The sequence below is a fragment of the Solitalea longa genome, from assembly GCF_002920915.1.
Classification (GTDB): Bacteria; Bacteroidota; Bacteroidia; order Sphingobacteriales; family Sphingobacteriaceae; genus Solitalea; species Solitalea longa.
Window position 1 is genome coordinate 232,268 of sequence record NZ_PQVF01000008.1, and the last position, 19,879, is coordinate 252,146.

Below are 19,879 nucleotides of genomic sequence, written 5' to 3' on the forward strand. Positions count from 1 at the left end.
TTACTTGCAATATAATTGAAAAAGCCATCCCCTAGATAAAGAGATGGCTTAAAAAAAAATATGATCTGTAATTATGCTTCTTTTTCAGGAGTGTTTACAGCTTTAGAATTGTCTAAAGAGATACCTGACTTTTGGATCTTAATACGAACATTATGATCGATCTCAACGATAAAATAATCGGTTCCAACCTCAGAAATTTTACCATGAACACCGCCAATGGTCACCACTTTATCTCCTTTTTTCAACTCTTCAATAAATTTTTTCTGATCCTTCATTTTTTTGGTTTGAGGGCGGATCATGAAAAAGTAAAATACTACGGCAATAAGTACCATCATAATTATTGATGAATTCATATTGCCACCTCCTGCTTGTAATAAAACGCTAGCTATCATTTTAAATTTATCGGTTTAAAAACTTATTGTACTTCTCCTATCAATTCCAACATTGTAGCCGTTGGATTTGTATTGGCTATAATGGTTACATGTTTATCCTGTAATCCTGTTTTACCTTCGCTGTTGAATTTCACATCAATCTCGCCAGTAGCACCCGGAGCAATAGGTTCATCTGGTTTACTTGGCACAGTGCATCCGCAGCTTGCAGTAGCACTTTTTATAATCAAAGGAAATTTGCCGGTATTCACAAATTTAAAGGTATGTTCAACAACCTCTCCCGCTGCGATTTTACCAAAATCAAATTTGTCTTCTACAAATTTAATTGTGGTTAACTGGCTGGTATCGGCTACCGCGGTATTATTTGATGAAGCCTGATTCTTATTTCCTTTGTTACATGCTACAGCAGAGGCAGCAAGGGCTAAAATTAATATTGTTTTTTTCATATTGGATAAATGGTGATTATTCTACTAATCCTCTCCCCACTTTTCTAATCTTCTTTTCAGCCTTCAAATCTATCAGAATCTTATCAAGAATCCCATTAATAAATACTTTACTTTTAGGGGTACTGAATTCTTTTGATAGATCAATGTATTCGTTAATTGTAACTTTAACCGGAATTTCGTTAAAGTTCAGCAATTCGCAAATCGCCATTTTCATCAAAATAGTATCCATGTAAGCAATTCGCTCCGGATCCCAGTTTTGTGTTTTTGAGGAAATATAATCCTGATATTCGCCATTATTACGAATGGTTAGTTTGAACAGATCCATCATAAACTCTCTGTCATCCAACCAGTTTGCCGAAATAGGAGCCAGCTTTTGCTTAGTATCGCCAAATTCTTTCAGCGTTTTAACCATCATGCTAATAACTGATTCTTTATCAATTGGCCAGTTAATAAAACGATCTTCCATCATTTGCTCGAACAATACCGATTGAGGCAATAGCTTTTTGACAAAAAATATCAAAATCTCTCGATCCACACTCATGGTATGCTCAGCTTCTGTGCAATAAGCTTTGTATTCAGGCGTAGCGCAAAAATCTTTAAACAGCGTTCTGATAACCTCCTGATCATTCGAAAAGTCGATTTTCAATTTTTTAACCTCTTCGGTATAAGATGGAAATGTTTGAAGGAGCTTAATTAGCTTATTCTCAGCTATACGAGTACTTGCATTAAGGTCTTCTTCTGTTGGAATATATTTTGAAGCTCGTTCCTGAGCATCAACTATTGAGTATTGGGCAACTTCAATAGTAAGGTTTAACACAGTTAGGTAGGCTTCATTTACTTTAGCCACACTTTGTAACAAACTCTTCTCGAAACCCTGAATGTCTTTGGTTTCTGCCTGGTAAAAAGCATACAATGTTTGTAATGCTTTAATGCGCAAGTGCCTTCTGTTAAGCATCTAAAAGAACAATTAAAAATAAGGCCGCAAAGGTACAACTTAAAAGTTAGATTTCAGAAGTACCCCTTTAAAATTTTAGCTTACAAGCGTTATCTTCTTACTTCTTACTTCTTAAATCATTTAGCTATTTGCCTTTAACTGACGAATATCGGCTATACGCTTATCAGCAATTTTTAAGGCTGCATTATATGGAGTAATCTGCTCTTTTTTTGATTTTCGGAAAATATCAAGGGTTACTCCGTAAATACTCTCGGCTAATTGCATGGTTCTCTTTTTACCAATACCTGAAATTTCTGAGTGTACACTGATCAAGCCCCCGGCGTTAATTAAAAAATCAGGAGCATAAAGAATCCCCATTTCCAAGAGCATTTGCCCGTGTAATTCTTCATCCTGCAATTGATTATTTGCTGAACCAGCTATTATTGAGCATTTAAGGCGTTTAATGGTATCGGAGTTCACCGTGGCACCTAGTGCACAAGGCGCATAAATATCTACATCCAAGTCATAGATCTGATTATTCGGAACAATGATCGCGTCGTGTTTGCGTGCAACATAAGTTAACCGCTCTTCATCCAAATCACTTATGTACACGCGTGAACCTTCGTCTCTAAGGTATTTAACCAAATATTCTCCTACGTTTCCAATTCCCTGAACAGCAACCGATTTTCCAGAAAGACTATCATTTCCCCATTGCTCCTTTGCACTGGCTTTCATACCCATGTATACGCCGTACGCCGAAACGGGACCAGTATGCCCTGTTCCTCCAGTTGACTCTGAAAGTCCCACCACATGCGGAGTTTCCATCCGAATGTACTCCATGTCGCGAGCGTTTGTACCAACATCTTGTGAGGTAATGAACTCTCCATTTAAATTATTGATAAAACGAGCGAAACGACGAATTAAGGCCTCTGATTTATCTCGATTTGAATCACCAATAATAACCGCTTTACCACCACCAAAATTCAGCCCGGTAATTGCCGATTTATAGGTCATTCCACGAGACAATCGCAAAACATCGTCAAGGGCATCTGCCTCATTTCGATAATGCCACATCCGAGTTCCTCCTATTGCCGGACCTAAAGTTGTATCATGAATTGCAATAATCGCTTTTAATCCTGTTGCCTTATCAGAACAAAACACAACGTTTTTGTGCGATTGTTCAGCCATTTTATCAAATACAGAATTTGCATCAACAGAGTTAATTTCTTTGGTTTCGAACATGAGGGCGAGGTTTTTAGTTGGTTGGCAATCAGTGCCATTAATATTAAATCTAAATAAATTTCACGCTTTTTAAACAAAAGCCGCACCAAAACATTAATAATTTATAAGGAATTTTCACTTTTAGTTATTGGGATATAAAATCAAGATAAAAGATAAATTAAAAGAACAGTAAAATCGTTACTCAAGGAGACTTAAGAAATCGATATTTTTGCTTTGAAGAATTATAAAAATGGGTGAATTAAAGTATCTAAATAAATATCTTTTCAAATACCGATACCGTTTGATTCTTGGAATTGTGTTCGTCATTATCTCCAATTATTTCGGTGTAATTCCGGCAAAAATCATCAGACGGGCATTTGACCTTGTAAATGAAAACATAACACTTTATAAGCTTTTTTCGGGATTTAACAGTCAGGACACCATTTACAGCATTTTTGGCAAAACAATGCTCATTTTCGGTCTTTCTGTATTATTAACGGCCATATTACGGGGTGTTTTTCTATTCTTTATGCGTCAAACCATTATTGTGGTATCTCGCCTTATTGAGTATGACTTAAAAAATGAAATTTACAATCATTACCAGCAGCTTTCTCTTTCGTTTTACCGCCGAAACAACACCGGTGACTTAATGAACAGGATCACCGAAGACGTTAGTAGAGTACGAATGTACCTGGGGCCTGCCATCATGTATACCATCAACACCTTAGTGCTTTTCTTACTGGTGATTGTTACCATGGCAAATATTAATCTTAAATTGACCTTATTTTCACTACTGCCCTTACCTGTAATGGCCGTTGTTATTTACTATGTAAACTCAATTATTCACCATAAAAGTGAGCATATTCAGGAGCAGTTGTCAAATCTTTCGAGCTTTACACAAGAGACCTTTTCAGGTGTCCGCGTGTTAAAAGCCTATGTACGAGAGGAAAAAATCAGGGAGGATTTTGAGGCCCAAAGCGAAGCCTATAAAAAACGTTCGATGAGCCTTGCCCGAGTCCAGGCATTTTTCTACCCAACTGTATTGTTATTAGTTGGGATGAGTGTAGTGTTAACCGTTTACATTGGGGGCATTGAGGTTAAAAATGGAAATATCACTCCGGGTAATATAGCCGAGTTTATCGTTTACATAAATCAGCTAACTTTCCCTATGATGTCATTAGGCTGGGTTACCTCACTTATTCAACGTGCAGCGGCATCTCAAAAACGGATAAATGAGTTTCTCAATACAAAGCCTGAAATTACTTCATCAACCGAAAACGCTAGCGAAATTAAAGGTGATCTCGAATTCAGAAATGTAAGCTTTACCTATCCCGATACGGGAATTCAAGCCTTAAAAAACGTGAGTTTTAATGCCAAGGCAGGAGAATTTATTGCCTTTATTGGCCGAACCGGCTCTGGAAAATCAACCATTGCCAATCTTATTGCCCGCATGTATGATGTTAATTCCGGTGAAATTCTTATCGACAACAAAAATATTAAGGCCTATGACCTGAATAATTTGCGCGAAAATATGGGTTTTGTTCCGCAGGAAGTTTTCTTGTTCTCAGATACCATTACCAACAATATTGCTTTCGGTTTAAATAAGGTTGACAAGGAACAAGTTTATGAAGCTGCCCGAAAGGCCGCAGTTTACAATAATATCCAGGCTTTTCCGGATGGATTTGAAACCACTATTGGAGAAAGGGGTATCACACTCTCAGGTGGACAAAAACAACGGGTTTCAATTGCCCGTGCCATCATTAAAGAACCTCAAATTATGGTATTCGACGATTGCCTTTCGGCAGTAGATACTAAAACCGAAGAAGAGATTCTTTCAAACTTAGGCCAGGTAATGCATAATAAAACAAGTATTATAATCAGCCATAGGGTGTCTTCTATAAAAAATGCTGATAAAATATTTGTGATTGACGAAGGAATGATCATCGAAAGTGGAAATCATGAAACTTTGATAGCCCAAAAAGGCGAATATTTTGAACTTTATGAAAAACAATTGCTGGAAGAAGAAGAAGTTTTAGACAATTAACGGTAAATTTTGACAAAAGATATTTTTTCCTTATAATATTTACTGGTCTTTTAATTACAAACTCTTTTCTTTTATGTTATAGATGATTAAATTGCAAGAAAAAAGATAGTTAAATACGGGCTATTTATATTTGGAATTTTGAAAATTATTACTTTATATTTACGCCAAGCTAAACTTATTGACACTAACAATGGGAGATTTTGATAACAAAGAACGCGAAGAAGTATTCTCTAAAAAAGTAAGAGCAGGAAAACGTACTTATTTTTTCGATGTTAAATCGACTCGTGCTGGAGATTATTACATTACCGTTACTGAGAGTAAAAAACGTATGGAAGACGGAGTGTTTGTTAAACATAAAATTTTCCTTTACAAAGAAGACTTCGAAAAATTCGCAGAAGGGCTGAACGAAGTGGTGGATTATATCAAATCTAACCAGGAAGTTGTTGAGAAACGCTACGAAGCTTTTGAAAGCAACGGTGTGCATGACAAAATTGACGACGATTTTTCATTCTAAACCAAAGATAGTTTAAATAAAAAATGCATGAATTTGAGTTCATGCATTTTTTTTGTTTTCACTTTTTAACACCTAGCCAGCACGACTCTATTATTTCGTCTATTAGCACGTCTTCATTAAGGTTAATTTCATTAGTTTGATGAAAACGAACAAGGGCAACAATAGGTCCGTATACCAATGATAATAGAGCGGTTGAGTGCATTGGTTTTAAATACCCCTGGTCAATACCCATTCCTAAGATTTCATAAACAGGAGCCAATATCTTCTCTCCTTTTCTTTTGGTGGTTTCAACAATAAAGGGAGAACTCGAATATTGCTCTATAAACCTGAATACCTGTAAATTATTCAGGTAAAAATCATATAAACTATGCCATACATTGGCAAAGTTCTTTTTGTATTCTTCCTCTTCATCAAAAGAATTTTGCACTACATCGTTAATTCTTCTTCTAATTTCCAGAAACAGTTCATTGATCAGTTCATCTTTACTTTTAAAATAAAGGTAAACGGTTCCGGAAGCTACTCCTGCCTTTTCGGCAATGATTTTCATTGATGAACCATGAAAACCATGCTCAGTAATTATTTCTAAAGAAGAATTTAAGATTGATTGACGCTTATCAGCAACTTGTTGTTTCATAAATAAGGATTGGTTCTAATAAAGATAATAGTTTTCATCAAAAATGAACCACCGTTCAGAATATAATTAAAACAAACTCTTTCCGTTTATAACAAGTTCTTCATCCGCTGATTTTACGGCATAAGTAAAACCCGGTTGCAGGCAAAAAGCACCATATTCCCCTTGTTTATTCAGCGCAATAAAGCCGATCTGTACCTCTTTTGCCTTTTTAGGGTCGCGTTTGGCAATGCGTTCCACAGCTTCCTGACAGGCCTGTTGAGGCGATCTGCCTTGTCGCATCAGCTCAACTACTAAAAATGAACCCACAATCTTTATTACTTCTTCACCTACTCCTGTTGCAGCGGCACCTCCAATTTCGTTATCAACAAACATTCCGGCCCCGATAATTGGAGAATCTCCAACTCTCCCATGCATTTTAAAAGCCATCCCACTGGTAGTACAGGCACCCGACAAATTACCGTTTGTATCCAGAGCAATCATTCCAATTGTATCATGGTTGTCTTTTCCACCAGGTAACTTTTTAGGTGCAGCGGCTTTATTCTCAATATTTACAACAGGTTCATACTTTGAGGTCTTCAGCCATTCCTTCCAGGCTTTTTCTGAAGCAGGAGTCAGTAAGTTTTCTTTCTTAAACCCATTTTGAAGTGCAAACTGCAAAGCTCCCTCTCCTACCAGCATTACATGCGGAGTTTTTTCCATTACCAAACGGGCCACAGAAATGGGATGAATAATATGCTCTAAAGCTGCTACTGATCCTGCATTTCCATGCTCATCCATTATACAGGCATCAAGTGTTACTCTTCCATCACGATCAGGGAAACCACCATAACCAACAGTTTGATTAGTGGGATCAGCCTCCGGAACATGAACACCTTTTTCTACAGCATCCAGAGCTCGTCCTCCATCCTTTAGCACATTCCAGGCAGCAGCATTGGCTTCCTTTCCAAAGTTCCAGGTGGAAATAACGACCGGCTTCTTTGCCTCAACTGTGTTTTTTGTTGAAGCTAAAGCCTCAAAAACGTAACCCGAGGAAACGGCAGCTAACCCTGCAGCTTTAACAAATTTTCTTCTGTTGATCATGTTTAAAGGTTTTTATTGATTCCAATAAAAATAAAGTCCATTTTTCAATTGGGCAATCTTTCTAAAATAATTTTATTTCCGATCGATTCATTCAATATTGCTAATATTGAATCATATAAAACAAACATCCTTTGAAACTTAAACTATTTCTACTTAGTTGCGCGTTGATAAGCGCCTTTAGCAGTTTTGCTCAACAAACTACCAACCACTCAACGCATTTTAACAAATTTTATCAATATGGCGTTGCTGATGCGTTTATTGGCGGACTATACAAGGGAACTCTACTGCTAAAAGACTTAAAGCAGCACGGTAATTTTGGACTTGGAGCGCCTGATCTACTTGATGGAGAGCTGATCATTTTAGATGGAAAAGTATATCAGACAAAAGCTAATGGAGAAACCGTTAAAGCCTATAATTCATCTACCACTTCACTTTCATTCGTTACCTTTTTTAAGGCCGATACCAGCTTTGTTGTCAACGATTTGATAAGTCAAAAGAACGCATCGACCACCATTATGAATTTTCTGCGCAACAAAAACGGTATGTATGCCATTAAAATCACAGGTCGGTTTAATAAAATTAAAACAAGGGCATTCCCTCCTTTCAAACAGGAGCCATTTCCACCGTTATCATCCATTTTGGACAAGCAGCAATTCTTTAATTTCGAGAATATTGAAGGTACGCTCGTTGGATTTTATTTACCCTCTTATTTAAACGGAGTAAGCATTTCAGGCTTACATTTTCATTTTCTATCAAATGATAAAAAACATGGAGGGCACGTGTTGGATTATGAAGGAAACGGTTTTAAAGTTGAAATAGCAAGACTTTATGGATTTCAACTAGATGAGCAAAACGATCCCGCACTGCAGCATTTCGAGTTTAAGAAAACAGCAAACGAATCATTGGAAAAAGTTGAGAAAGGCCATTAATCAATTTTAGATAAGTTAGGCTTTGATATTCTTTAGCAGTCATTCCTCATCCTTATTAATAAAAACTTATCTTTGCGCCTGATTTTAAAAAACCGTACAAGAAATGGCTTTACAATGTGGTATCGTTGGATTACCAAACGTAGGAAAATCTACTTTATTTAACTCTCTTTCAAATGCTAAGGCGCAGGCGGCAAACTTCCCGTTTTGTACCATTGAGCCAAACGTGGGTGTAATTACCGTTCCTGATGAACGTTTAAATAAACTTGCTGAACTTGTTAATCCTCAACGTGTAGTTCCTAACACGGTTGAGATCGTTGATATTGCCGGATTGGTAAAAGGTGCCAGTAAAGGCGAAGGATTGGGCAACCAGTTTTTGGCCAACATTCGTAATACAAATGCCATTTTACACGTTTTACGTTGTTTTGATGACCCTAATGTAGTTCACGTTGATGGCTCTGTTGATCCTATCCGCGATAAAGAAATTATCGACACAGAACTTCAGTTAAAAGACCTTGAGTCGGTTGAGAAAAAACTGCAGAAGGTTGAAAAATCAGCTAAAACTGGTGACAAAGACGCTAAAAAAGCCGTTGAAGTTTTAACTCAGGTTAGAAACCTATTGTTAGAAGGCAAATCGGCTCGTGCAGCTCAATTAGAAGAAAAAGACCTTGAACATTTAGAAGATATTCACTTGTTAACTTTAAAACCGGTAATGTACGTTTGTAACGTTGATGAGGCTGCAGTAAACACCGGCAACAAATATGTTGATATTGTGCGTGAAGCGGTAAAAAGTGAAAATGCCGAAGTTTTGATCATCTCAGCTAAAATTGAAGCAGAAATTGCCGAGTTAGAAAGCTATGAGGATAAACAATTGTTCTTAGCTGATTTAGGTTTGCAAGAATCAGGTGTTAATAAACTGATTCAGGCTGCTTATCGTTTATTAAACCTGGCAACTTACTTTACTGCGGGTGTTCAGGAAGTAAGAGCCTGGACAATTACCTTAGGAATGAGCGCTCCACAGGCAGCTGGTGTTATCCACACTGATTTCGAAAAAGGCTTTATCCGTGCAGAGGTCATTAAGTATAATGATTACGTTAACCTGGGTTCAGAAAACGCCTGTAAAGAAGCCGGTAAACTTGGTGTTGAGGGTAAAACCTATATTGTTGAAGACGGTGACATTATGCACTTCCGCTTTAATGTTTAATACTACGTTATAACGATACTAAAAACGCCTTTTCGAGTAGATCGAAAAGGCGTTTTTAATTTTATTTCATTTTCTTGATCCATTCCTTAATCAATTCTACACCTTCTTTATGCACTTGCTCTCTTCCCAATTCAGGCATAGCAACTCCCGGGTCTGTTGATTCCATTCTATAAACCAAAATAGATTCTTCGGGTTTACCTATCATAACTCCGATTACCCGAACCTCTCCCTGCTGCGATTGGAGCTTTCATCACTCCTAAAACTGCGGGCTGATTTTCTCCTACATTCAAAAATAATCCGGAGGTATTGGCCGGACCTTCTTTTCGATGACAATGACCACAGTTAATATCCAAATAAGCACGTGCGCGTTCATCAAGGGTTCCTTTTTTTGGATCATTCCAAACTGCTAGTTTGGGAATATCTTTTAAGTCGGGCAGGTTATCGAACATCCCCATCTTTTGCCAATGCATTAATTGATTTTCAGCTTTTGAAGCATACTGTTGTGTGCGATTCAATTCCATTGCTGAAGGCCCAATTGGCTGCATACTTTGATTTTTACTATGGCAACCCTTGCATTGATTCTTATTTGGGATGACATAATTGGTCACCACCTTTTTTCCATTAATATCAACATAAGAAATCTGACGAGTTTCACCGGCTACATCATAAACCGCATCAGTTTGATCTTCGTTCCAAATGTATGGCCAGGCTACCCATTCGTTCTCTTGCCTTACTAATAAACGAGTTTCGATAATTTTTCTACCTTTCTTCAGATTCCGAAAATCATTGGGATAATAGAAATTCTTAATGAGAATGGTTCCAACAGGAAATTCCAATGCTCCATCTGCTGTATAAGTGACTTTTGTTCCTTCTGGTATTCGAACAAAACGTAGCTTTTCAGCATAGTTTGAAAACAATGTGGTATTTAAGCTATAAGGAACAACCCCATTTACAGGTGCGAGATCGGCCATTTTACCACTAAAAAATCCATATTCAGATAGCTTGTCTTTTTTATCCAATGAAGGAGTTTTAACCACCTTAAAACTCAATGTACAAGCAACCACAAGCAAACAAGCAATAACAATAATTTTTCTCATACTACTCAAAATCTTTAAACGCCACTAAAAAATTATTGAATACTCAATACCACTTCCTTTTGCTTTATTCCTTCACGTTCAAAAGGTTTTATATCTCTGGAAATATTTTTGAAACTGTTTTCAGCATCGATATTGGCAAAGGATTGATTCTTATTATTAAGAATACATATACCCAGTTCCGGTTTTAAGCTCCCGTCTTCATTTTTAAATTTAGCATCAACAATTCCATCGTATTGAATGAACGGAACATCTTTACCAAACTTCAATTTAAAACGATACATTTTACCCATCCGTCCTTTCATTGTAGTACGCTCGTGTTTGCGTTCGAACACATTATCATGAATATAAATATTGGTTGGATAAGGGTAATATTCTTTGTCCTTGATAGGAATTTCAGAAATGTAATAACTACTTATGGCTGTACTAACAGTGCGGTTATTGATGATTTTATTATCGAAGATCTCCACATTGTTCGTTGCTAAGATCATTACACCCGTACCTTGAGGTACCCTGGCAACAATATTTCCTTTAGGAGCAAAATTCACATGATTATTATCGTGGATGTTATTGTTAAACACACGAACAAATCCGCCTTTCTTTTGCATCAAACCCGGTAAATCAAATACTAAAACACCTCCAACATTATTTACTGTTTCATTATCGTAAACATCAGCATAAAGGGTATTTTCAATTTCGATACCTGCTACATTTTCATGCGCTTTACAGTTACGAACAATTACATTTTGTGACTGACCAACGTAAATACCTGCGTCGGATGCTGCTATCGCTTCGCAACCCTCAATCAATACGTTTTTGCATTGCACCGGATATAAACCATAACCCCCATTATCTTTATTTGGGCCACCTGTCCACTCCACTTTTATGTTTCTGAAAACTATTCCATCTACTTTTTGGGTTTTAATGCAATCGCCTTTAGAATCCTGAACAGTTAAATCCTGCAAAACGATGTTTGAACCATCTGTAACTTTAATACCTTCAGCACCACTAATTTGTCCTTTGAATGATAAAATGGTCTTATTCATTCCTTTTCCTTTAATGGTCAGATTTTTCTTCCCATCAATTGAAAGGCTCGCATCAAAATGAAAGGTTCCTTCTTCCAATTCAATCACGCTGCCATTTTCAGCTTCTATAAATTTTGTTTGAAGTTTCTTCTGAACATCTTTCTGAGCAAGTGCAGGAATAGTAAGAGCGAGAAAGCATACGGATAGTAAAACTCTATTCATAAAGTTGGCTACAATAAATTGGTTAAGGGGTAAATATATCCATTGTTTTGTGAGTTCCAATCGCTTCAATAAAAGAACGGTTTCTTCACTGTATTTCATTATTTCAACTATCAGTTCATCTATTTGAGCTTCAGTTACATTTGAATGTTAAATTGCTTGCTTGATAAATTATTATCCTGTTCCGGACAACAATTTAATACCTCAGAAGTATTAACTTCTCTTTCTTAAGTACTAATTAATACTTCGGAAGTACTAAATCCTCTTTCTCAAGTACTAATTAATACCTTCGAGGCACTAAATTCTCCTTCCGAAGTACTAATTACTCCCATTGAACAGCTAAATTCTCTTTCAAAGGTATTAAACTACTATTTACAGGTACTAAGTCGATATTAAAAAAGCCATTCCTCTATTACAAGAATGGCCTTTTGAGTAATTGAGGTTTTGAATGACTGTTAAGAAAACTCAAACGCCATTCGGCAAACCCTCTACTGTAATACCGCAGCAGTGTACTTATTACCATCAGGAGTACTAAACTCCTGAATAAGCTTTTTCATTTGATCAGCAGAAACTTTTGTAGAATCATAAATTACTTTTGCTATTGAGGTTGTAAAATTCACTTCACTAAACTTAATTCCTTTTTGCTTGTACAACATTTTCTCAATACCTTTCGCGCAACCATCAGCACAAGTCATGCCTCCTACTTTAAAATATACCGTTTGGATTTTTCCTTTTGAAGCAGGAATAACGGTCGCTGAACTTGCTTGTACATCACGAGGATATTGACAGCAAGAATGCAAATTACTGTAAGCTTCAATAGTTGTTTTTTCACCTTCTGTATCGTAACCTGCAGCAGCGATAGCTTTTTGAATTGCTACTTTATTTGCAGGAGCCACATAACTCACTTTCAATTGCTTACTTTCCTCATCCCAATCTGCTGAAGTAACCCCCTTTACTTTTTTGGTTGCTCCTTCAATATTATTCTTACACATTGAGCAATTGCCCCACACTTTAAAACTTTCGGTATTGCCATCCTGTTTCTCTGGAGCAACTGAAGTTTCTTGAAAGCCATCACGTGGATATTTGCAGCATTGATGTAATTTACTATAAGCTTCTGTAGTTGCTTTTTCACCTTCAGTATCGTAACCTACAGCCGCAATCGCTTTTTGAATAACAGCTTTATTGGCCGGAGCAGAAAAACTCACCTTCAATTGCTTACTATTTTTGTCCCAATCAGCTGAAACTACACCGTTAACTTTCTTGGCAGCTCCTTCAATATTGTTTTCACACATACCGCAATTGCCCCACACTTTAAAACTTTCGGTTTTTACTTCTTGAGCAAAAGCTAGTTGAGAAACAAAACAGGCAATGATAACCGATGCTATAAATTTTATCTTCTTCATTTTATATCTTTCTTAATCTTTGTTAATTAATTTATTTTATATCTGAAACCGGTGTACACTCTTCTTCCTTCCAAAGGCCCCCAAATGTAAGAAGCATCAAAGAAGCCCTCATTAGGGTTAGATGCTCCCACAATGTAGTTTTGCTGGCGGAAGTCAAATAGATTTTCAGCACCTAAGTACACTTCAAAATTTTTCCAATGGCGGGTTAACTGCAAATTAACCATTGAATATGGTCTTGATAGCTCCTTATAGTTACTGATCTCCCCACGATAAGCCTCATCCAAATATGGCATCTTTTTGCTGCCAAACCACTGCCAAGTAACATTGGCATTCCATTTACGATTGAAAGATTCATAAAATAAGGAAGCAACCGCGCGATGACGAGGCACATAAGGTTCAGTTATTCGAACGCCATCAGATTCACGGAATACATCAAGGTATTTATAAGCAAGTTTAAGCTCTACAGGTTTTAAGATATAATAAGAAGCTTCAACCTGAACATTGTTAGCAAAGGAGTGCCCACTTAAATTTGAGAAGTACACTTTGGTTGGATCCGTATCATAGTCAGGAATGATTTTATTAGCAAACTGCGTTCTGTAAAGATCCAATCCTAAACTACCCTTGCGATAATTAAGTTCGAATTTTCGGTTGATGTTAAAACCATAATTCAACGCCTTTTCAAGTTCTAAAGGTTCTGTGATTACAATTTCCCGGTTACTTACCTTGATGTTGGAGTTTTCAGCCAAAATATTCGCTGATCTGAATCCGGTTCCTACTGAAAATCGAACATCAGTATTTTTATCAAACTCCCATTTTACATTACCCCGAGGAGTAAACACCAATTCACCGTTAGCTACATCAGCACGCAAACCCACAATAACTGAAACCGGGCGCTTACCTTTACTTGTAAAGGTATTTTCGGCAAATACACCGGGCATACTTAAATCATTGTTGAGATAAAGATCACCAAATTGCTCCTTGATCTTATCTAAACGATAGCTGGCTCCAAAATTTACTGAATTATATTTACCAAGGTTTTGATTGTAGATCAAGCGTAGGTTTAAGCTTTGTTGCTGGCCATCATCTTCTCTTAAACCATAATATCCATCCATGTTATGCATTACATAGGTGTATTGCAAGCCAAGGCTTTTATAATTATCTGATGGCATCACAAATCCTGTACGACCGTAAAACTCGAGACGGTTGGTAACCAATTGCTGGCCATACATAGAATGATCAGCATGAGGTTGATCAAAGTTAAAATCCACTTGTCCGCCCTGACGATCCTCATGCAAGTACTTAATAGAGTTTTGCGAAAACAAGCCATTTCCAGACTCATATTTCCACTTATTCAGCACATTGATGTTTTGAAGCATCGGGTTATCCAAAAATGAATCGCCGTTCTGATCCATTTTTTGCTTATAACGATCGATATGAAACGAGAATAAAGTATTAAGATCTTTCGTAACCTTAAGTGTTTTATCCACATTTAATTCGGCACGGGCAAAACCATCAACATAACCATTTACAAAAAGCTTATCGGCACGCATCGGATCTTTCAACTCTACATTGATCATTCCGCTGATCGACTCGGGGCCAAAAATCACAGATCCGGGGCCTTTTACCACGTGAATTTGATCAATTTGTGTTCCCGGAATTCCATACAAGCCATACGTAGAACCTAAGCCTGTAATAATCGGTGCATTTTCAGTTAATAATTGGGTATAGGCTCCAGCCAAACCTAACACCTGCAATTCCTTGCTGCCGGTAACCCCATCGCGATAGGTAACATCTACCGTGGTATTGGTTTGAAAGCTTTCGCCTAAGTTGCAGCAGGCTGCTTTTTTAAGCTCTTTCGAAGTAAGGATCTCGGTTTTACGCGGTTGAATAGAAACCATTGAAGCTTCCCGCTGCTGCGTAATAACCACTTCATTTAACTGCTTTCCTGTTTCAATTAAAACAATGCGCAGAGGAGTATTAGAGATTACTTTTATAGTATCAGGTTGATAGCCCAAACACGAGACCACTAATCTGCGATCGGTAATATTAGTTGTTTTCAGGACAAATTTGCCATGGGTATCAGACAGGATTCCCACATTGGAGTTTATCCAAACAATGCTTGCTCCTGCAAGGGGAAGTTCCTTTTTGCTGGCGTTGCGCTCGAACACAGTGCCGCTTATTGTTTGTTGCGCGAAAACCTCAAACCCAAACGCAACTAAACATAAAAGAATAGCTAAAAATCTTTTCATTAAAAATCAAATTCTGTTTTAACAATAAAATACAGGTAAGTCCATAAGGTTTACCCTAAAGTTTAAAACAGAAATGATCAGATAAGAAATACTTGTGTGAGATGCCGAATAGAACAACTTCGGAGAGGAGGACTCTTTAAATTAAATGAAACGAGTGTTTCAGGCGCTAATTGTGCATCAAGCGTAAAATGGAATGCAACTAAAAACAACTGTACTGGAAACAATTTTACCGTTTCAGCATGTGCTAATGAAAGATAACTGTCTTCAATTTTAACAATTTTAACATCGTTACGACAGCAGTCATCCTCAGGGACGCTACTATCTTTATCATCATCACCTTTGCTACAGCAACATTCAGGCTTAACAGCAATGCTTGTATCCTGCATTGTAGTACCGCAATAATGCGTGTATACACCTACTCCTATTGTATTAAGGAGAAAGAATAAACACATTATTATGGCTACAATTTTTTTCATCGGCCCAAAACTAAAAATTATACAATTATAAGAAAGTAATGTTTTTGTTACTGAAAATAAGTGTTTTAGGAAGGCTCTTTTCAAAATAAACAATAAAAAAAAGATCCTAACTTATACTATATTTTTATTCTCTAAGCTGCAGATTCTTACCTTATTATAAAAAACATCTTTGAATTAAACCTTCTCACTCCTACCAGTTCATCATAACGTTTACCGGGCGGTTTAAAATAAACATAGATGGTGTACACATTATCTGTCTCATAATGGCAACCTTCGGAGGCGCACTCATCTCCCACCTTTTGTCCGTTTGGAACAAACACATACGAATAGTCATAATAACCTTGCTTAATCATTTGCTGGGTTTCCAAAGCGCGAGTTACTTCGTTAAAATAAAGCTTATAATCATCTTTGATCTGATAATCTGTAAGTTTTCCAAACAAGTAATAGTCGCCCGTGGTTGAAGGTTCTGTTTTGGCTAAAGCGAAATGCACACGTGTATAATCGGCATCAACCTCCGCATCTCCTCCCCCATCCTGATTTCGGATAGCGTAGTTACCGTTTAAATCGGCCAGGGTCGAATAAGCTGTTTGGCTATAATTATCGTCTCCAAAAAGATAAACATCAGTACGACCTTTTTCCTTTTGAATATCCTGGATGTGCTGTGAGAAAAACCGCAAACTTCGGGTATCGAAATTCCTAAACTCACTTCCTCCGGTAAATGTGCCAAAATCCATATCGTTATACACCAATTCATTGGTGCGAATAAAGGTGGGACGCATTCCCAGGATCATGTTATCCGGTCGATCATTTTGGGTGATTACCGTTTTGATCTCGGCCATTGGATTAGAAACATTCAGCGCCGGATGCTGAATAGTAAAGTTGACCTTTTGTGTTTGATTTCGGCTTTTAATTACTGTTCCACGAACTACTTCGGGTATAATATTTACTTGTTGGCGGTTTACATAAAATCTTCGGGTTAACACCAAATCGTTGGGGTCATTATTCAGGTAAACCTTTAACAGGTAATTACCCGGGATCATAGGCTTCATGGTACTTGAAGGAAACACCAGGCCATAATGCGTATACGATTGAATGGTGTTAAATGAATATTTGTACTCAATGATCCTGTCTTCGGTATACCCCTCCAGGTAATCAATTGACGAAATGTTGCTGGGTTTCCAATCGGCAGTGCAATGTACGATGGTATAGTAATAATCTTGCGTACCTGCATTTAAGTCATCAAACTGAAGTAATAGCTTTTCAGAACTTACTAAAGGGATCACCGGGGCCGGGGAATCCTGGCTGGTAATATTATCGAACCGAACGGTTTTTATATAAGGTTTATATACCCAATCCTGATACTTTAGATCTTCGTTTTGAGCCTTTGCATAAACTGAAATAAAAATTAGGATAAAGAAAGCTAGCTTTAGTTTCATTACAGCAGAAATTTTAGCTAACCTAATAAAAAAACCGCTATCAAACGACAACGGTTTACATTAGGGTCAGGTAATTGATTTTTTATTCTAAGATTGACTTACCACTTGGAATACTTAACAGAACCGTTGATTTCGGTTTTGACTGATCTTCTACTGTAATATCTTTCATGAAGTTCCATTTAACATCGATTTTTTTCATCGAAATATTCATTTCCACAAAACCGTGATCTTTAAAATTGGCCAATTTAATATGTGGGTTATCGGTTTTATTTTGACTACGGATCTCCGTTTGGATACCTGAAGAGGAATAGGGATCAATTAAACCGGGTGAGCTAACCGTAGGCAACGACACTTCGACCAACTGAGCATACTTACCGGCTGCCGGGTTATAGCTCGACCGACTTTCGGCCACTTCATTGGCCATTGCCGTTTTAAAACCAGAAGATGCCACAACAATATTTTTTAAGTTAAAGGCTTGCAGCATTTCCAAAATTCTGTTTTTTTCATTTAGGTGATTATCCCAACGATCAACATCAGTTCCCGTTCCTGAATCTAGGCCTGCATTGTATACTGAACCAAAAAAGCTGTTGGTGGTCAAAATTTTCCAGGTTGCGTCTGAATTAATCAATTGCTTACTTAACCAATCGTAATGTGATGCTTCCATAAAAGGGGCAACCTTTTCGACTGAAGCTTCAGTGCTTGCCACAACTCCGTTTTGCAATGTCGGGTTGGTATCCATCATCACTAAATCAAGCAGCTTACCGAAACTGATTTTACGTTGAAGCTCACCATTATTAACTCGCACAGGCATCCATTCAAGAAAAGCTTGCTCTGCAGCTTGTTGTTTATTATCCCAGTTTGATGACTGAGGGGTTGCCTTATTTACGACTTGATTTTTCCAAATGGCAATAAAAGGCAGCTTAGCATGTGTTTTCATCAGTTGATGGTCGAGATGATATTGTGCATATCTAAATCTAAAATCCTGAAGAGATGAGGGCTCAGCTGCAGGAATCTCCCTGCGGTTTAGAATAGCTTCATCAGTTGCTCCTTCATTTATATAGCCTGAAACCATAACTACAGCATCAACATTTTTTAATTCGTTAATTCGCTGATACGCATTAAAATAACCTGCGGAATAATTGTTACCGTCCACAAGTACCAACTTAACCGGCTCCATCGACTCTTCATCTCCCAGTGTTTTTGTGGTTCCGATCATCGATTTTTTTCCAAAGGCTTCAAACTGATAGTAATAAATAGTGTTTGGGAATAAACCGGTTACATCAATTTTTACGGTAAAATCTTTTAACACATCGGTTGCAATATCACCTGATCTAACAATTTGAGTAAAGGCAGTATCAGTCGCTATTTTCCAACTAACCGGAAAAGCCAGCTTCCAATTGGTATTGGAGGCCTCATTTCTGTCTGGAGTAACCCTTGTCCAAATGATAACCCGGTCTGACAAAGGATCGCCAGACGCAACCCCATGGTAAAATGGAGCTAAATCGTCATTTAGTTGAAAACCCTGATTTCGAAGATAATCGATATAAGAAATGTGTCTGATTTGAGCAAAAGAGCTGTTATAAGCAAATAAAAAAACGAAGAGAATGTAGAATGATAAGGACTTAGTAAAATGTTTCATGAGCGAGAAGTTTGCTTCCTGTTTTTAATACAAACTTCCCTATTGTATGTTAAGTTGAAATTTATAAATATTTATTATTTAGTTATCATATTGTTTCCTTTTTATCAACTAAAAAGCATTTTTAATAATAATTAGTTAAAAAAAAAGTGATAAAATCCTTTAAATTCTATTTTGTATATTCATATACACTTAATTCTATTTATGGTTTCTTTTGGATTCGATTCTTATTTATCCTTGTTCCAACCATTGAGTAAAGAGGCGCAAGATGCTATATCAAATGTTTCTAAATTTAAATCCTTACCTGCTAAAAGCACGCTCCTAAGCGAAGGAAGCGTTGAAAAAGATATTTTCCATCTGAATAAAGGTTTAGTAAGAGGATATTTTCATATGGCCGACCGGGAAGTTACTTTATGGATTAATTATGAGCCCAGTCCTTTTGGTAATTCAGAAAGCTTCTTTCAACAAATTCCCAGTGAAATTAATATTGAAACGGTTGAGCCTTCTGAAATCACTTATATATCTTATGAGGCTTGGTTCAAATTACTTAATGAATATCCAGAAATTGAACGCATCAGTCGTTTGATAAGCCAGGCGAACGTACAGCGGCTTTATCGTCGCATTAAAATTTTACATTACTCCACACCTGAAGAGAAATATCGGTACCTGATTGAACATGAACCTGAAATGATTCAGCGTACTCCCTTAAAATTTATTGCGTCTTATCTAAATATTACCCCAGAAACCCTAAGCCGTATCCGGGCTAAAATTTAAGGTGTTTTTTGAATAAATGATTTAAATCATTTATTACCATTCCGCTTGTCCATACTTTTGACCTGTTCAAGGTAAAATGTATGAGACAGCTTCGGAAAGTATTGAACAAGTATTCAGCGTTTTTTTTGTGTGTGATTTTGGTGGCCTTTATAATATCCAAAATGATCCAGCGTCA

Annotated in this window: 19 protein-coding genes; 5 read left to right on the top strand and 14 right to left on the bottom strand. The window is 37.1% G+C overall.

Features of this window, described 5'->3' with window-relative positions; genetic code table 11:
- Window positions 1-71 precede the first annotated feature (71 nt).
- From yajC to C3K47_RS13035, 4 genes are all read right to left on the bottom strand, one after another.
- The gene (yajC, locus tag C3K47_RS13020; RefSeq protein ID WP_103789577.1) at window positions 72-392 is read right to left on the bottom strand and encodes a preprotein translocase subunit YajC; all 321 of its coding nucleotides are present in this window, start codon (window positions 390-392) and stop codon (window positions 72-74) included.
- Window positions 393-415: 23 nt separating this feature from the next.
- On the bottom strand, window positions 416-835 hold the full coding sequence (locus C3K47_RS13025) for a DUF1573 domain-containing protein (RefSeq protein WP_103789578.1): 420 nt from the start codon (window positions 833-835) through the stop codon (window positions 416-418).
- Between the two features lie 16 nt (window positions 836-851).
- Entirely contained in the window at window positions 852-1,790 is a 939-nt protein-coding gene (gene nusB, locus C3K47_RS13030; RefSeq protein ID WP_165784701.1) for a transcription antitermination factor NusB, read from the bottom strand.
- Window positions 1,791-1,910: 120 nt separating this feature from the next.
- Window positions 1,911-3,011 (bottom strand): Glu/Leu/Phe/Val family dehydrogenase, encoded by a 1,101-nt coding sequence (locus C3K47_RS13035; RefSeq protein WP_103789579.1) that lies wholly within the window; start codon window positions 3,009-3,011, stop codon window positions 1,911-1,913.
- A 229-nt stretch (window positions 3,012-3,240) separates the two neighbouring features.
- On the opposite strand from C3K47_RS13035, the gene C3K47_RS13040 reads away from it, so the two are divergent.
- Together C3K47_RS13040 and C3K47_RS13045 are read left to right on the top strand one after the other, a co-directional pair.
- Window positions 3,241-5,034, top strand: a complete 1,794-nt coding sequence (locus C3K47_RS13040; RefSeq protein ID WP_103789580.1) for an ABC transporter ATP-binding protein — start codon at window positions 3,241-3,243, stop codon at window positions 5,032-5,034.
- A 190-nt stretch (window positions 5,035-5,224) separates the two neighbouring features.
- A complete protein-coding gene (locus tag C3K47_RS13045) occupies window positions 5,225-5,548 on the top strand; it encodes a DUF3276 family protein (RefSeq protein WP_103789581.1) in 324 nt (107 codons plus the stop codon).
- A gap of 58 nt (window positions 5,549-5,606) precedes the next feature.
- On the opposite strand, the gene C3K47_RS13050 is transcribed toward C3K47_RS13045, so the two are convergent.
- Both C3K47_RS13050 and C3K47_RS13055 read right to left on the bottom strand, forming a co-directional pair.
- A complete protein-coding gene (locus tag C3K47_RS13050) occupies window positions 5,607-6,182 on the bottom strand; it encodes a TetR/AcrR family transcriptional regulator (protein ID WP_103789582.1) in 576 nt (191 codons plus the stop codon).
- A 66-nt stretch (window positions 6,183-6,248) separates the two neighbouring features.
- Window positions 6,249-7,262: a N(4)-(beta-N-acetylglucosaminyl)-L-asparaginase gene (locus tag C3K47_RS13055; protein ID WP_103789583.1), complete on the bottom strand. Its 1,014-nt coding sequence runs from the start codon at window positions 7,260-7,262 to the stop codon at window positions 6,249-6,251.
- 131 nt (window positions 7,263-7,393) lie between these two features.
- Here C3K47_RS13055 and budA point away from each other — a divergent pair, with 131 nt between their 5' ends.
- Both budA and ychF read left to right on the top strand, forming a co-directional pair.
- Window positions 7,394-8,191, top strand: coding sequence for an acetolactate decarboxylase (gene budA / locus C3K47_RS13060; protein ID WP_207765294.1), 798 nt, complete (start codon window positions 7,394-7,396; stop codon window positions 8,189-8,191).
- Between the two features lie 103 nt (window positions 8,192-8,294).
- Entirely contained in the window at window positions 8,295-9,392 is a 1,098-nt protein-coding gene (ychF, locus tag C3K47_RS13065) for a redox-regulated ATPase YchF (protein ID WP_103789584.1), read from the top strand.
- A gap of 61 nt (window positions 9,393-9,453) precedes the next feature.
- Here ychF and C3K47_RS19685 read toward each other — a convergent pair whose 3' ends face one another.
- The 8 genes from C3K47_RS19685 to C3K47_RS13100 all read right to left on the bottom strand — a co-directional run bounded on the left by C3K47_RS19685 (window position 9,454) and on the right by C3K47_RS13100 (window position 18,933).
- Window positions 9,454-9,597, bottom strand: a complete 144-nt coding sequence (locus C3K47_RS19685; RefSeq protein ID WP_207765295.1) for a hypothetical protein — start codon at window positions 9,595-9,597, stop codon at window positions 9,454-9,456.
- On the bottom strand, window positions 9,587-10,489 hold the full coding sequence (locus C3K47_RS13070) for an SO2930 family diheme c-type cytochrome (RefSeq protein ID WP_207765296.1): 903 nt from the start codon (window positions 10,487-10,489) through the stop codon (window positions 9,587-9,589). Before C3K47_RS13070 ends, C3K47_RS19685 begins: the two co-directional genes overlap by 11 nt.
- Before the next feature lie 32 nt (window positions 10,490-10,521).
- Window positions 10,522-11,733 (bottom strand): parallel beta-helix domain-containing protein, encoded by a 1,212-nt coding sequence (locus tag C3K47_RS13075; protein ID WP_103789585.1) that lies wholly within the window; start codon window positions 11,731-11,733, stop codon window positions 10,522-10,524.
- Between the two features lie 485 nt (window positions 11,734-12,218).
- On the bottom strand, window positions 12,219-13,133 hold the full coding sequence (locus C3K47_RS13080) for a heavy-metal-associated domain-containing protein (protein WP_103789586.1): 915 nt from the start codon (window positions 13,131-13,133) through the stop codon (window positions 12,219-12,221).
- Between the two features lie 26 nt (window positions 13,134-13,159).
- Window positions 13,160-15,382 carry a TonB-dependent receptor plug domain-containing protein gene (locus tag C3K47_RS13085; protein WP_103789587.1) on the bottom strand — a complete coding sequence of 741 codons (2,223 nt, stop codon included), beginning with the start codon at window positions 15,380-15,382 and terminating at the stop codon, window positions 13,160-13,162.
- A gap of 77 nt (window positions 15,383-15,459) precedes the next feature.
- Complete coding sequence (locus C3K47_RS13090) at window positions 15,460-15,858, bottom strand: HYC_CC_PP family protein (protein ID WP_103789588.1); 399 nt, start codon at window positions 15,856-15,858, stop codon at window positions 15,460-15,462.
- Window positions 15,859-16,004: 146 nt separating this feature from the next.
- Window positions 16,005-17,294 (bottom strand): type IX secretion system plug protein, encoded by a 1,290-nt coding sequence (locus C3K47_RS13095; protein WP_103789589.1) that lies wholly within the window; start codon window positions 17,292-17,294, stop codon window positions 16,005-16,007.
- Window positions 17,295-17,376: 82 nt separating this feature from the next.
- A complete protein-coding gene (locus C3K47_RS13100) occupies window positions 17,377-18,933 on the bottom strand; it encodes an alkaline phosphatase D family protein (RefSeq protein ID WP_103789590.1) in 1,557 nt (518 codons plus the stop codon).
- A gap of 201 nt (window positions 18,934-19,134) precedes the next feature.
- On the opposite strand from C3K47_RS13100, the gene C3K47_RS13105 reads away from it, so the two are divergent.
- Window positions 19,135-19,704 carry a Crp/Fnr family transcriptional regulator gene (locus tag C3K47_RS13105; RefSeq protein WP_103789591.1) on the top strand — a complete coding sequence of 190 codons (570 nt, stop codon included), beginning with the start codon at window positions 19,135-19,137 and terminating at the stop codon, window positions 19,702-19,704.
- Window positions 19,705-19,879 lie beyond the last annotated feature (175 nt).